Here is a 13,715-nt window from a genome sequence, read left to right as displayed (position 1 = left end):
CCGATCTTTACGGACCGCTTGCGGAGAGTTGGGGGACGGAACTGTCGCCGCGGGCAACTCGATTTGGCGTGGAAAACTGACCCCGGCGACCTCCGGTGGGGGGAGCGGGCTTCTCGAAAACGAACGTTGACCGGGAAACCTGAACCGTCGATCCGACTGACAGCCGCAGACGGGTGCGCTTTCTCAAAATCTGTTCCCAATTTGAAATTCTCAAAATTGCGAATTTTTACGGCAAACTGGGAAAGCTCCGATCGCTCTTGGGCAGATATGGGGTGACGTCTATACCCAAACCTGAAGCCGGGTGCTGATGTACACAACACCCTCAGCAGCATCGTCCGCATATGTTCAACAAACGGACGTTTTCTGGACAGAGGCAGCCGTTGGCCGTGCTTCTTATAAAAGCGTGTTTACAGTCGCTTAGTGCAACAGGTGTTCAACAAACGGCAGTTTTGTGAACGGATGTCAGCTCTTGAGGAGAGATGCCCGCCAACAAGCCATCGGCGCACGCCGCCAGACGGACCGACCGCTCTGCGCCTTTGTGTCTTCTTAACTGGACCGGGCGAACATGCGCATTGCCGCTCTACCAGAGCTTCTACCGCAAGCGTCTGCTTTCGTCGGGAGCTGCCGTTCCCGGCGGGCACATCCGATGACCGCTTTGTCCCAACTCAAGCCGTTCGACCGGTATGAACCAACGGCCGAAGTTGGGAAGCCGGAAAGAGCCCGCCAGTGTCGACTATTGGGTCTTAGCGCCCCCGGGCGTTCGGGATAAATCGCGCCATTTCGATGCGTCTGCAAAAAAACCGATCGCTAGAGCACACAACTATGATAACCATGGGGAATATATGACCTCAAAGGAGATCAGATATTGCTCGAAGAATTGCGGGATGCGAGGCGGTCGTCTGGCTGGTCGCAGAGAACTTTGGCCAATCGCCTTGGCGTCGATGCCCAGACAATCAAGCGGATGGAAAATGGCGTTGGTTCGTTAGCAACGTTGGTTGCGGCGATGTCAGCATTAGATTTTCGCCTGACGGGCGTGGGGCCTGGAAAGAGCCTGCCAGAACAATTGGGCGCCCGTCGGCATGAACGGTGCTTGTCGCTTGAAAAGACTGCAACCAAGGCGGGGTTGTCCCGCAAGACAATTGTCAGTCTGGAACGGGGTAACGGGTCAATCGCCAGCGCTTTGCGATTGCTGGCGGTGTTGGCGCCCAACGCCCGCCGCCGCGCACCCGAGCGGTCATACTGGGGGCAGGGCGAAAAGGACGCCCGGGATAGCCGCTTTACACCGTCAGACTTCATGGACAGCATTTATGCAGCGTTTGGTGCGATTGATCTGGACCCCTGCGCCAACTTGCTCAGTCCAGTCGTTGCCCGACGCTGCATCCTGCTGAGCGAAGGTGGGGACGGGCTTGTCGACGAATGGTCGGGCGACGTTGTGTTCGTTAATCCGCCATTCTCAGCGTTACTCAAATGGCTGCGTCGCGCTCATGACCAATGGTGCGCTGGGAACGTCAAGACGGTTGTCTGCCTCGTTCCGGTCAGAACGGATTCTTCTTGGTTTCAGGAAACGTTGGTTTCTGACGCGGAGATCTATTTATTGAAGGGCCGCGTGCGATTTCTTAATGCGGAAGGCAAAGGTCAGCATACTCCGTTTTCACTCATGATTTTGACATTGGGGGCGTCTATCGAGAACAAGGCGTCTTTAGCAGGTCTGATTCCCGGGCGCTGGATGACCCTGGCCGATCCTGTCGGAGGTTCCTGAAACAAGCGGTCCGGATATCAGTCCAATATCAGTGACTGAATATGCGGTCGTTGATAGCTGATGCGATTGGTTCTCTGCATAGTCGATCGCGTCGTCATCCGTTCGCCAGAGATTGAGCGATACGCTGATCATTCGGTCACTCCGCGAATTACGGTATTCGACGTGGCAAGCATTTGGTCGTGCGCAGCATCATGCCTTTGATCCTCTGGAGTGCCGCGCATCGAGCGCGCGCTGCTCGCGACGGTCATCGGCCTGTCAGCGGGTTGCGTCTTGTGCGAGCAGATCGCCCGGTCAAGCCAGCGATCCGGTAGGTCATCCAACTGCTGGGCAAGTCACGCCCCGATTGCCCTGCAAGTATCAGCAGAATGAACGCTCCGGCAACGCAGTTATTAATCCGTAGTATCTGCCGGGTCGAATAGCTTCGCATCATGCTGACCCCCGCCGAATCAGCCTCGCCGCGCGGTCCAGCCCCGCCAGGCGCTGGGTTTCGTCCAACCAAGGGACAGGTTCCGCCACAAGGTAATGAGCAGCGAGCCGGAATGCTGATGCATGATCCGCTTTCGCGGTATTCGCAGCCGGCACTAACCAGACCGTCCGACCGTCGCTTGACCAAGGCAGAAGCGGAACGTGCCAGTTCACCTTGCCGCTTCTCCATCTGCCGATGGCGAAGGTTGGAGGGGACCAAGGCTCGCTCTCATCGGCGATGATCAACGCGTCGGAACGTGTATCTTTCAGCGTGCGCTGCATCGCCGCCGCGCACAGCGCCAGGCTACCGCCTGCGACGGTAACGAGAAGGTCGGTGGCCTTGTTTTCCATGCATGCCGCAAGCGGCAAGCTATAGTCGTGCGGCACTTGCTTGAGCGACCATCCGGCGTGACGGGCGAGTATCTGTGCGACGCGTGATGCAGCGGCCCGGCCGAGCAGCGGCCAGTTCGGGTTTTCGATCATGTAGATTTCCCGGTTGGGAAGGCACCCGCGTTCAGCGGCGCGCGCTCCAGTGAGTGAGGAAGAGGTCGCGGATGAGCGGATGCGCTTTGTCTGTAGTCAGCGCGCCGACCTGTTCGGCGAGACCAATCGAGGTTAGCCGCCGCGGCACCACAAGCACGTGCACATGCGGCAGGTTGGCGGATGCAGCCCGTCCGGGATCATGAAGGACAATGAGAGCTGCGACGTCGAATGCTTCAACGATATGCTCGCGGACAAAGCCGCGCACCTCGTCGAGCATCACATGTAGCCTCGCGACCGGATATGTGACGGTGAAGTACGACAAGAGCGCGTTGACCTTTTCCGGCCGTTCCAGGTCGACTGCCCGCATGAGGGTCTCCGGATCGCTGAATCGATCGCACGCTGGCGCGGGCAGGAGGACTTCCGTCCAAGCCGCGGTCGGCACCCATGGCGGTGTGCCAACCGATGCAGCTACCATCACCTTGGCCTGAGCGAACGCTGTCGCGCTGTTAATGTGGCCGCGGAACTCCGGGCGCAGGCAACCGAACATCACGCGCGGATACGGCGCATCCGCAGCGTCGCCGACCAGCATCAGATGCGTATGAGGGTTGGCAGAATTAGGGACACAGTCCTGGTTGAGCGTGACGCTGGCACGCGTCACGCTCGCGGAACCTTTCGTACGCATCAGCAGTCCACCTGCGGAAAGATTTCTGCGGCGATCTCGGCAGTAGCGCGGTAAATGCCGGCGCCGCGCTCGCGGACAGTTGAATAGGGCGGCACCATTTCGAGGATCAGTCCGTCCGCCGTCAGGCGGATTGCTGCCCCGAACAGCTCGGGCACCAGCCAGAGCGCGCCGTCGACGTGTCGATAAAGATCGAGATCGACGAGATCGAACAGGGCAAGACCGCCGCCGGCAAGCGTCACTTCAACGGTGATGGGAAACACGTCGGCCGAGCGGCAGGAGCGAACCAGCACCACGTCGCGTGACTGCACCTGCGCCATCGCACGCGTGCGGGAGCGGAAGTGGGGAGCATCCAAACAAGTGAACGAAAGGACGACGTCGGAGCTTTCGACGCTCACCGTGTCAGCGGGCATTCCGCCACCAACCTGCCGCATGACGCTCGGCAGCGGGCCGAACTCGGCCAGAAAGTAGTTGCACAGCACGCTAGCGACGGAGCGAGAGCGGTTCATCTTGGATTTAATCACGAGGGTATTCCAGAGCTTGGTGGGTCGCGGACCGATCGGTCCGGACAAGCTCCTTCAGACTTTTTCATTCGTCTTCAGGGCTCAATCAGCCCCTCTCCAAACTCCTGATCCTTATTATAATTTGAACTTTCTACCGCAGAAATGAGCGTTCGCTCGTCGCGGCCCTCCTGCGGCTACGTTGAACTTGGTCGTTGAACGCCTACAACATGAGATAGAGTAAGAGACTTTTCCCAGTCTTGATCGGCGGTGGCGGCGGTGAGCGCGGTCCAATCAATAAATGTCCAGTCGATCCGATGCAAAGTTGCATATAAAACTGGCAGCCTGACGCCATTTCCATACTTTCCACCGACGCTGGTCGGGGCATGTCCACAAATCTGGTCTACTATCCTTTCTGTAATACCGGCTTCCAATGCAAAATCTTTGAAGCCATGTCTAAGGCTGTGAAAAGTGAGCCGTTCATCCCTGGAAACGTGCGCGTCGATGTAGCGGTTTGCGGCGCGCGATGCCTCTTTTGTTCGCTTTTCGAATTGATTTAAGGTTAGATCTGGGAAGAGACGTGTATGACCCAGTTTCGCAAGAGCGACACGATATGTGTTGAACCCTAGGTCTACTAATCGATCGTGAATGGGCACCAACCTGCGGGAACCCTCCGTTTTTATTGCTTTTGCGTCATCGTGCCCAGGCTCAAGCGTGTAATCATCGATATCAATGTATGTCACGCTCCCGCTGATCCTCACGTCGGCGAGGGCCGCTTGACCGACCTCTTCCAATCGGGCGCCAGTGGTGAGGGCTATCAGGAACAGCCAGTAAAGCGTCAGGTCGCTGACATGGTTTTTCATGCGCCAGCTTGCGGGTGCCAAAAAGAGGGTGCTGGACAGAAGCTGCTTTAGTTCGTCCTCCTCGAAAGGGCGGCGCTTGCGGATACTCTTGGAATACCCGCTGATCGCGACGTCGCGTCCCTCGTTGCTCTTGATCCAACGTTGCTCTGCGGCATGGCTTAGCAACGCTTGGATGCCTCCAACCCTTTTTTTCAGCGTTGGCGCGCTGACTCGGCCGTCGGTGACCGACGCATGCTTGGCCACACGCTCGGTGAATGGTAATTCGCGGTCCTTCCTCGGCATTGATTTCGGCAGCTTGAGAGCTTCGTCGCGGTAGTTCAGAAGGTCGTTCTTGACGATCTCCGACACCGGGATGTCGCCAACGAAATCGATGAAGTCGAGGGCTGCCCGCTCATATTCGTGTGCTGTCTGAGCCTTGGGGGCAGTATCCTCCTTCCATGCCTCGAACAGTTCCAGAAGCCGCATCTCGGGTTTGAGGCGGGATTGCGCACTCTGCGGCTTGCGGGCTTGCGAGGGGCCGACGGGCAGCCGATCGAGATATTCGCTAATATACTCCACCGTGCCGTCGGGCAGGTCATCGATCGCACGGCCATGATGACGAGCAACTTGGGTCAAGATCCGTTTTATCTCGATGTCGCGAGCGCCGGTGCTGAACCTGTGGTCCGGATAGCGCCAGATCTCACCAGGCGCCCGGTCGGTAAGATGGCGGAGGGTTCCGCGATGACCACGGAATAGGGCTGCGTTACCTGATAACCGCCACCACTCCTCGTCATCGGATATATTCACTTGGCTACATCCGCCTGGAGTGGCGTTCCACAGCCCGCGGTCGACCTCTAGCCTGCATAAGAGCAACCGTTCTGGCCCGTCGAGCCCACCTTCGTCCAAGGGAGGTCCTTGAAAATAGGAACTCACGAGTTCGACTGCCTGGTCGCGTTTTGACGGGCGTGGGTCGCCGCTCTCGGCGAAGCGTTTGCGGGCTTCCTCGAACCTCTCTTCCAACTCCGCGTTCGCGCCGGCGAAAAGGACGGCTGCCCGCGAAAAGTCCCTTGTTCGCAAAGATACTTTCCACATCGCCTTCCCCTCGAAAGCAGGGCGCAGCTTTGTCGGGATCTCACGACGTAGGTAATAGAAGCCCGTGCTCGGGTGTTTCCACGGTTGAGCCATGTGTGCCATTCTCGCGCTCTCTGTGCCAAGGCGCTGTACCAGAAACTATCTAAGAATGGCTAATTCACGCATTTGTGCGCCATGCAGCGCCAATGGTGACCCCTACGGGAATCGAACCCGTGCTTCAGCCGTGAAAGGGCCGCGTCCTAACCGCTAGACGAAGGGGCCTGCGTGGTTGGAGGCGCCTAAAAGGAAGCCGCTGATGCGTCAACCCCTCAATCCGCCCAGGCGGCGTCTTCGACGTGCAATTCCGCCGACGGCCGCGAGGACCAGTCGTCGATCTTCGCGCGGCCGGCGAGCCAGAGCTTGCGGTGGGGGGCGGCGCCAAGCAGCGCCTGGCCTAGCGCGCTCTCGGCGGCGCGGAACGCCATCGCCTTGATGCTGCGGCCGTCGTCTCCGGCTACGATCGTGCGGACATGGCCGTTGCCGACGACGTCCGCCTTTATCACGCGTACCGGGCCCATTGCGACGCGCGGGGCGGGCCAGCCCATGCCGTAGGGGCCGCCGGCTTCCATCGATTCGACGAGGCCGGGGTTGACGCCGCCCGCTGCCAGCACTGCGTCGAGCAGCAGCGCGCGGTCACCGTTCGAGCGTTCGACGGCAGCGGTGAGGCGTTCTTCGAGGAAGTCGGTAAAGGCGGGAATCGCGGCCTCGCTGATCGTCAGGCCGGCGGCCATCGCGTGGCCTCCGCCCGCCACCAGCAGTCCGTGTTCGCGGGCTGCCATCACAGCTGCGCCGAGGTCTACGCCGGGGATCGAGCGGCCGGAGCCCTTGCCGATGCCGTGCTCGTCGATCGCGATGACGATCGCGGGGCGGCCGAGCTTTTCCTTGAGGCGGCCGGCGACGATGCCGATCACGCCGGCGTGCCAGCCGTGGCCAGCGACGACCGCGACGGCACGGTCGCGGCTGGAGAGCAGGTCGGCGGCTTCCTGTACGGCGGTCTCGATTGCGCGGCGTTCTTCGTTGAGGCGGTCGAGTTCGGTGGCGATCTGGCGGGCTTCGTCGGGGTCCTGCGTGGTGAGTAGGCGGACGCCGAGGTCAGCGCGACCGACGCGGCCGCCGGCGTTGATGCGCGGTCCCAGTGCGAAGCCGAGGTCGGTGCAGGTCGGGTTGCGCGTCAGGCGCGAGGCCTCGATCAGCGCGGCTACGCCGATGTTTCTGCGCGCGCCCATGACCTTAAGACCCTGCGAGACGAACGCCCGGTTGAGGCCGCGGAGTTGCGCGACGTCGGCGACGGTGCCGAGCGCGACGATGTCGAGCAGGTCGATCAGTTTCGGCTCGGCGCGGTCCCTGAAGAAGCCGCGGACGCGGAGCGTGCGGACTAGCGCCGCGGCGGCGAGGAAGCACATGCCGACCGCGGCGAGATGGCCGTGTGCGGCGCCTTCGGTCTCGTCGAGGCGGTTGGGGTTAACCAGTGCGAGCGCGTGCGGGAGCGCGGTCGAGCATTTGTGGTGGTCGATGACGATCACGTCGACTGCCGCGTCGCGGGCGGCGTCGAGCGCGTCGAACGCCTGTGCGCCGCAATCGACCGTGACGATCAGCGTGGCGCCGTCGCCGGCGAGGCGGACGAGCGCTTCGCCCGACGGGCCATAGCCTTCGAGCAGGCGGTCGGGGATGTACGGGCGCGCTTCGATGCCGAGATCGCGCAGGACGAGCACCATCAACGCGGCGGAGGTGGCGCCGTCGACGTCGTAATCGCCGAAGATCGCGACTTGTTCGTGCGCCTGTACCGCGTCGGCGAGGCGTTCGGCGGCGCGGTCCATGTCGCGGAAGATCGACGGGTCGGGCATGAATGTGCGAATCGAGGGGGTGCGATGCGCGTCTAGCGCGTCGCGGGGGCAGCCTCGGGCGAGCAGGAGCTGGGTGACGAGGTCGTCGCCCGAACCGCCGACGCCAAAGCCGTCTCGTCCGTCGGCGGCGAGCGCGCGCCAGCGCCAGGGTTGGCCGAGGATGGAAGAGGTTACGCCGAGAACTGTCATGTCTTGGACGTAGTGGCTGTGGGGGGATTGTCGAGCGGGGAGGGGCAGGGCGGTTGCTCGTACCGTCATCCTGACGAAAGTCAGGATCCAGTATTACGGCGGCAAGCGCTCATGGCTCTTGATCGTGACTTTCGTCAGGATGACGTGAGGGGGGACGGGTGTTTCGTCGGAAGGGCGGAGGCTCAACGAGGGCGAAGTCCCCCCCGTTCGTGCTGAGTAGCGACCGAGTAGCTTCGCAGAAGCGTATCGACGGTGCGTATCGAAGCATGCGTCCCGCTGACCAACCTGTCCTTCGATACGCCGTCTCGATACGCTGCTGACGCAGCTACTCGACGGCTACTCAGGACGAACGGGGGGGGAGGCGACGGGATTTGGAGAGAGGACTCCGCTACGGTGAAAGGGGGCCGAGCCATCTGGCAGTCGTTTCGCCCCCTCACTTGATCCACGGTCGCTCGCGAAACCACTTCGTTACGATATACTTTACGCCCTCGACCACCGGCATGCCCTCGTGCAGCGTCAGCCCGTTCGGCGTCCCATTCGGGTTCATGTTGTTCCAAGCCAGCAGCATGCCGCGCTTCGGCGCGATCTTCACGCCGGCCTGCGGGAACCAGGTCGCGCCGCCCTCGGGGACGTCGTTGAGGAACACCATCGCGGTCCAGGTGCGCTGGCCGCCTTGCTCCTGCATCTTCGCCCAATAGCTTTCGGATTCGTGGAAATAATCATGGTGCGCGCGAAATTGCTGGCCGGGGGCATAGCGCTGGCCCTGCATCGTCTCGCCGTGGAGCAGGTCGATTCCTAGCAACGTTGCGATCGCTTCGTCGGTCGGTTGCACCTCGGGCGACCAGCGATCCATGTCGCAGCTCTCGCTGGTCCGGAAATTGCTGTTCGGGCGATCGGAGAGCAGCGTCGACGGCCGTCGCTTCGAATCGATCACCGCGATCAGCCGCTTGCACGTCGCGGGATCGAGGAACTTGTCCTGGTAATAGAATTGCACCGTGTCCATCGCGATGCGCTGCACCGCCGGATTGGCGTCGAGGCGCGCCGCGACCTGCGATCCGAAGGCTCGGCGGAGTGCCGCGGCCGGATCGACCTTCTTGGCTTTTGAAAAGATACCCACGCCGCAGGATTTGGCGAACTCGCCCCGAAAGGCAAGAGGGGTAAACGCAAGAGCCCCCGCGGTGATCCGGACCACCACGGGGCTCCCCCCTGTTACTACGTGACGGGTAGGCGGGCGCCTACCAGAAGATGTCGTACACCGTGTCGACCACGCGGCCGCTGTCGAGATCGACCAGCAGCGCGTCGTTGTAATAGCGCACCCAGCGATACGGGCCGTACGCCTCCGGCAGGCGGTAGGTGTACGGGTCCTGGATCCAGTAATTCTGGTTGTAGAGGATGCTGTTCGGCGAAAAGCCGACGCCGAAGCGACGATAGCCCGACCCCCAGCCGCTTGGCGCGTAGTAGCGTGGCAGGCGGTACGCGCCGCTGTTGGATGCGCGGTAATTGCTCCAGGCGTAGCGGTTGTCGTTACGCCAGCCACGGTTCCATGCGCCGCCCTGGTTGTAATGGCCCTGGTTGTAGCCGCCGCGACCATAGCCCTGGACGTTGCCGTAGGCGCGGTTGGGCTGGCGGTTCTGATAGCCGTCGCGGCCGCCGTTGCGCCAGTCGCCGCGGTTGTCATTGCGCCCATCGTTGCGCCAATCGTCGCGTCCACCGTTGCGGTCGAACTGGCCGCGATCCGCTTGCTGGTTGCCGCGATCGAAGCCGGGGCGTCCCTGGCCGCGGTTCCAGTCGGGGCGGTTCTGGCCGGCCTGCGGGTCGGGACGGTTCTGGCCGTTCCAGCCCTGACCGTTGCCGCGCTGGCCGTTCCAAGCCTGACGGTCTCCGCCTTGTCCGCCGCGCTGACCGTTCCAATCGGGACGGCCTTGACCATCGGGACGGTCGCCGCGGACTTGCGGCTGCGTGCCGAGATCGGCACGTTGCGGGCGCTGGCCTTGGTCGGGCGCGGCGGGGCGGTCGGGGCGCTGCTGCTGGAAGGGTTGTCCGTCCGGACGTGGGCCCCGATCGCCGCGATCCTGACGCTGGCCGCGGTCGGGACGCTGGCCACGATCACCACGGTCCTGGTCGACCTGTTGCGCGGTCGCGGTTGTTGCCATCATGGTTGCCGGCACCAATGCGGAAGCCGCCATCAAGAGTTTGAGAAACTTGCCCGTCATTGCCGTCGTCCTCGACTGCCGGCGCACGAGCCGGCTCCTATGATGTGTCGGGTCTAGACGTTGCGGGGTGTGGTGAGGCTGAATGGGTTCGTCAGCGATCAGACAGGTTTAGGTCGGACACGCCGCTACGTCTCTGAAGCATCCACCCCGGCGAAGGCCGGGGCCCAATTGGGGGCGGAGAGTGACGCGGCGCGCGACCATTACCTTGGCCGTTCCAATTGGGCGCCGGCCTCCGCCGAGGTGGTGCAGGAGGGGGGCGGCGGTTATGCTGGCGACGGTTTGGTGGGCGGCACAGCCACCGCACACAGCTCGCGCGTACTTGTTCTCCCGCGAAGGCGGGAGCCCAGACTGGACTCCCGCCTTCGCGGGAGAACAAGCTTGGCTCTGGGGATCGCCTACCGTGCCGGCGGCGGCACCAACGCCGGCACCAGCCGCGCCGAGTCCGCGGGATCGATCCCCGGCCGCGGACCTGCCGGAATAACCTCTTCGCCCCGCGTCGCGCGCCCAGCCCGCTGGATCGCCTCGACCACGCGCGGATACACCCCGCATCGGCACAGGTTCGTGATCTGCTCGCGGATCAGCGCTTCGCTCGGGTCGGCATTGCGCTTCAGCAACGCTGCGGCGGCCATGATCATCCCCGGAATGCAGAACCCGCATTGCGAGACCGACTCCGCGATAAACGCCAGCTGCACCGGGTGGTTACGCTCACGCGACAGCCCCTCGATCGTCGTGACGTACGCGCCTTCGATCGAACCGATCGGCACGCGGCAACTCCGCATCGCCCGTCCGTCGATATCGACCGTGCACGCGCCGCAATGCCCCGTGCCGCAGCCATATTTCGTCCCCGTCAGGTTCGACGCATCGCGCAATGCCCACAGCAGCGGCGTCTCGGACGCGAGCTTGTATTCGATCGGCTCGTTGTTGACGGTGAAGCGGCTCATGCCTGCCGTCCTAGCTCGCCGGGACGGATCGCACCACGCGGCATTGCCACGCGCCGTCGCCCCGGCTTATGTCGCGCAGATAATACCGCGAGGGGGCGCACCACGATGCACGTCGATACCAAATCCACAGCAGCAGCCGGAGGCGATGCCAGCCACGGCTACGACGCGCCCGATCTGCGCGTGTTCGTGTTCGCGCTGTTCTTCATCTTCGGCGGCATCACCTCGCTGAACGACATCATCATCCCCAAGATGAAGGAGCTCTTCACGCTCGACCATGCGACCGCGATGCTGGTCCAGTCTGCGTTCTTCCTCGCCTATGCGCTGTTCTCGATCCCCGCCGCCGCGATCGTGCGCAAAGCCGGCTATATGCGCACCGCGTCGATCGGCCTCGTGACGATGACCGCGGGCTGCCTGTTGTTCATTCCCGCCGCAGGGCAGGCGAGCTTCGGCATGTTCCTGTTCGCGCTGTTCGTGCTCGGCGCAGGCATCACCGTGGTGCAGGTCGTCGCCAACCCGCTGATCTCGGCGCTCGGCCATCCCAAGTCCGCATCGAGCCGGCTGACCTTCGCACAGGCGTTCAACTCGCTCGGCACCACGATCTTCCCGTATGTCGGCTCCGCGCTGATCCTCGGCGGGCTGGCGACGGTCGACTCTTCCAAGCTCACCGGCGCCGGGCTCGACGCCTACCGGACGGAATCATCGCGGACCGTCGTGCACACCTATATCGGCCTCGCGATCGCGCTGCTGATCGTCGCCGCTGTCGTGTGGACCCGTCGCAACCGGCTCAACGAGGAGCAGGACCAGACCGGCAGCATCTTCCACGCCTTCACCTTGTTGAAGCGCCCGCGCTTCGCGATGGGGACGGCGTGCATCTTCCTGTACGTCGGCGCCGAAGTCGCGGTCGGCTCGCTGATCGTCAATTACCTGATGCAGCCGAGCGTGATGGGCCTGAGCGACGTCGCCGCGGGCAAGCACGTGCCGTTCTACTGGGGCGGCGCGCTGGTCGGCCGGTTCATCGGCGCGTACGTGCTGAACAAGGTGTCGCCGGGCAAGGTTCTCGCGGGCGTCGCGACCGGCACGCTGGCGCTGATCCTGATCTCGGCCAACACCGAGGGCGCGCTGTCGGGCTGGGCGCTGCTGGCGATCGGCCTGATGAACGCGGTGATGTTCCCGACGATCTTCTCGCTGGCGTCGGAAGGTCTCGGCAAGCGTGCGGCGGAAGGCTCGGGCGTGATCGCCACGGCGATCGTCGGCGGCGCGATCATCCCGTATCTGACGGGTATGCTCGCGGACAAGTCGGGCAGCCTGCACTTCGCGCTGCTGCTCCCGGCGATCTGCTACGCGCTGATCCTGGCTTATGGCTTGTATGCCCGGAAGCCGGTCGCGGAGGTCGCGGCTTAAGATAAGATTGTTCCCCCGCGAAGGCGGGGGCCCAGACTGTGTCCCCGCCTTCGCGTGGGAACATGCTTAGTCGGTAGACCCGAGCATCGGCGCCGCCCGCCCGGTCGCGAGATCGGCATCGGAGAACCGAATCGGCGTACGCAGCCCCGGGACCAGAGACCCATCCGGTCGCGCGACTTCGATCGCCATCCCCCGCGCGACAACCTGCGGATCATCGAACGCCTGCGCCACCGTATTAATCGGCCCGGCTGGCACCCCGACCGCCTCCAACCTCGCCAGCAACTCAAGCTTAGGCACCAGAGACGTCGCCGCCTCGATCCCCGCGAACAAGATGTCCTTGAACGCCAACCGCCCGGCATTGGTCGCGAACCGCGGATCGTCGCGCATCTCGGGCAAGCCCATCGCATCGCAGAACCGCCGGAACTGCCCGTCATTCCCGACCGCCAGGATGAACCACCCATCGGCACACGAAAACACCGCATACGGACACACATTCATATGCGCATTCCCGACCCGCGTCGGTGACACGCCGCTCGCAAACCAGTTCATCGCCTGGTTCGCCAGCACGCCGGTCATTGTATCGAGCAATGCCATGTCGATCTGCTGACCCTTGCCGGTCCGCGTCCGCATCGCCAGCGCCGCCTGGATCGCGATTACCGCATACAGCCCGGTCATGATGTCGGCGAACGCGACACCGATCTTCTGCGGCGCGCCGTCGGGCTCGCCGGTCAGGTCCATGATCCCGCTCATGCCCTGGACGATGAAGTCGTACCCCGCGCGCGGGGCGTAGGGCCCGTTCTGGCCGAAGCCTGTGATCGAGCAATACACCAGCCGTGGGTTGATCGAGGATAGCGTGGCGTAGTCGAGCCCGTATTTCGCAAGCCCGCCGACCTTGAAATTCTCAATCACGACGTCGGCATCGGCGATCAGGTTACGGACGACAGCTTGTCCTTCAGGCGTGGTAAAGTCGGCCACCACCGATCGCTTCCCGCGGTTGGCGGCATGGAAATACGCGGCGTCACGCGTGCCGTCCGGGTTGTCGATAAACGGCGGCCCCCAGGTGCGCGTGTCGTCGCCAGCGGGACTCTCTACTTTGACTACGTCGGCCCCGAGATCGGCCAGCACCTGCCCAGCCCAAGGACCCGCAAGGATTCGCGCCAGTTCGACCACCTTCAACCCGGCGAGGGGGGAGGGTTTGCTTTCCACGTTAGAACACCACCCCGGCGAAGGCCGGGGCCCAGTTGGAGAGGTCGGAGTAACAGCGCGCA

Annotated in this window: 11 protein-coding genes and 1 tRNA gene; 2 read left to right on the top strand and 10 right to left on the bottom strand. The window is 63.0% G+C overall.

Features of this window, described 5'->3' with window-relative positions; all coding sequences use genetic code 11:
- Nucleotides 1–865 precede the first annotated feature (865 nt).
- Nucleotides 866–1,759, top strand: a complete 894-nt coding sequence (locus O6Y00_RS19575) for a DNA N-6-adenine-methyltransferase (RefSeq protein WP_082444441.1) — start codon at nucleotides 866–868, stop codon at nucleotides 1,757–1,759.
- Nucleotides 1,760–2,185: 426 nt separating this feature from the next.
- On the opposite strand, the gene O6Y00_RS19570 is transcribed toward O6Y00_RS19575, so the two are convergent.
- From O6Y00_RS19570 to O6Y00_RS19530, 9 genes are all read right to left on the bottom strand, one after another.
- A complete protein-coding gene (locus tag O6Y00_RS19570) occupies nucleotides 2,186–2,707 on the bottom strand; it encodes a hypothetical protein (RefSeq protein WP_060527457.1) in 522 nt (173 codons plus the stop codon).
- A 31-nt stretch (nucleotides 2,708–2,738) separates the two neighbouring features.
- Nucleotides 2,739–3,365: a MobA/MobL family protein gene (locus tag O6Y00_RS19565; protein ID WP_235529885.1), complete on the bottom strand. Its 627-nt coding sequence runs from the start codon at nucleotides 3,363–3,365 to the stop codon at nucleotides 2,739–2,741.
- 23 nt (nucleotides 3,366–3,388) lie between these two features.
- Nucleotides 3,389–3,958, bottom strand: coding sequence for a hypothetical protein (locus O6Y00_RS19560; RefSeq protein WP_235529884.1), 570 nt, complete (start codon nucleotides 3,956–3,958; stop codon nucleotides 3,389–3,391).
- Nucleotides 3,959–4,083: 125 nt separating this feature from the next.
- Nucleotides 4,084–5,922, bottom strand: coding sequence for a site-specific integrase (locus O6Y00_RS19555; protein ID WP_353444214.1), 1,839 nt, complete (start codon nucleotides 5,920–5,922; stop codon nucleotides 4,084–4,086).
- 84 nt (nucleotides 5,923–6,006) lie between these two features.
- Nucleotides 6,007–6,081: transfer RNA gene (locus O6Y00_RS19550), tRNA-Glu, on the bottom strand.
- Nucleotides 6,082–6,128: 47 nt separating this feature from the next.
- Nucleotides 6,129–7,892 (bottom strand): single-stranded-DNA-specific exonuclease RecJ, encoded by a 1,764-nt coding sequence (gene recJ / locus O6Y00_RS19545; protein ID WP_353444213.1) that lies wholly within the window; start codon nucleotides 7,890–7,892, stop codon nucleotides 6,129–6,131.
- Between the two features lie 433 nt (nucleotides 7,893–8,325).
- Entirely contained in the window at nucleotides 8,326–9,009 is a 684-nt protein-coding gene (locus O6Y00_RS19540) for a prolyl hydroxylase family protein (protein ID WP_353444212.1), read from the bottom strand.
- 118 nt (nucleotides 9,010–9,127) lie between these two features.
- Complete coding sequence (locus O6Y00_RS19535) at nucleotides 9,128–10,105, bottom strand: RcnB family protein (RefSeq protein WP_353444211.1); 978 nt, start codon at nucleotides 10,103–10,105, stop codon at nucleotides 9,128–9,130.
- 395 nt (nucleotides 10,106–10,500) lie between these two features.
- Complete coding sequence (locus O6Y00_RS19530) at nucleotides 10,501–11,046, bottom strand: (2Fe-2S)-binding protein (protein ID WP_353444210.1); 546 nt, start codon at nucleotides 11,044–11,046, stop codon at nucleotides 10,501–10,503.
- A 105-nt stretch (nucleotides 11,047–11,151) separates the two neighbouring features.
- Between O6Y00_RS19530 and O6Y00_RS19525 the strand changes: the two genes are divergently transcribed.
- On the top strand, nucleotides 11,152–12,447 hold the full coding sequence (locus tag O6Y00_RS19525) for a sugar MFS transporter (protein WP_353444209.1): 1,296 nt from the start codon (nucleotides 11,152–11,154) through the stop codon (nucleotides 12,445–12,447).
- Nucleotides 12,448–12,513: 66 nt separating this feature from the next.
- On the opposite strand, the gene O6Y00_RS19520 is transcribed toward O6Y00_RS19525, so the two are convergent.
- The gene (locus O6Y00_RS19520; protein WP_353444208.1) at nucleotides 12,514–13,653 is read right to left on the bottom strand and encodes a CaiB/BaiF CoA transferase family protein; all 1,140 of its coding nucleotides are present in this window, start codon (nucleotides 13,651–13,653) and stop codon (nucleotides 12,514–12,516) included.
- Nucleotides 13,654–13,715: the final 62 nt, after the last annotated feature.

The sequence above is a fragment of the Sphingomonas faeni genome, assembly GCF_040407565.1.
GTDB lineage: Bacteria > Pseudomonadota > Alphaproteobacteria > Sphingomonadales > Sphingomonadaceae > Sphingomonas > Sphingomonas faeni_F.
Note: the sequence above shows the minus strand (reverse complement) of the source record. Positions and strands in the feature narration are given on the sequence as shown.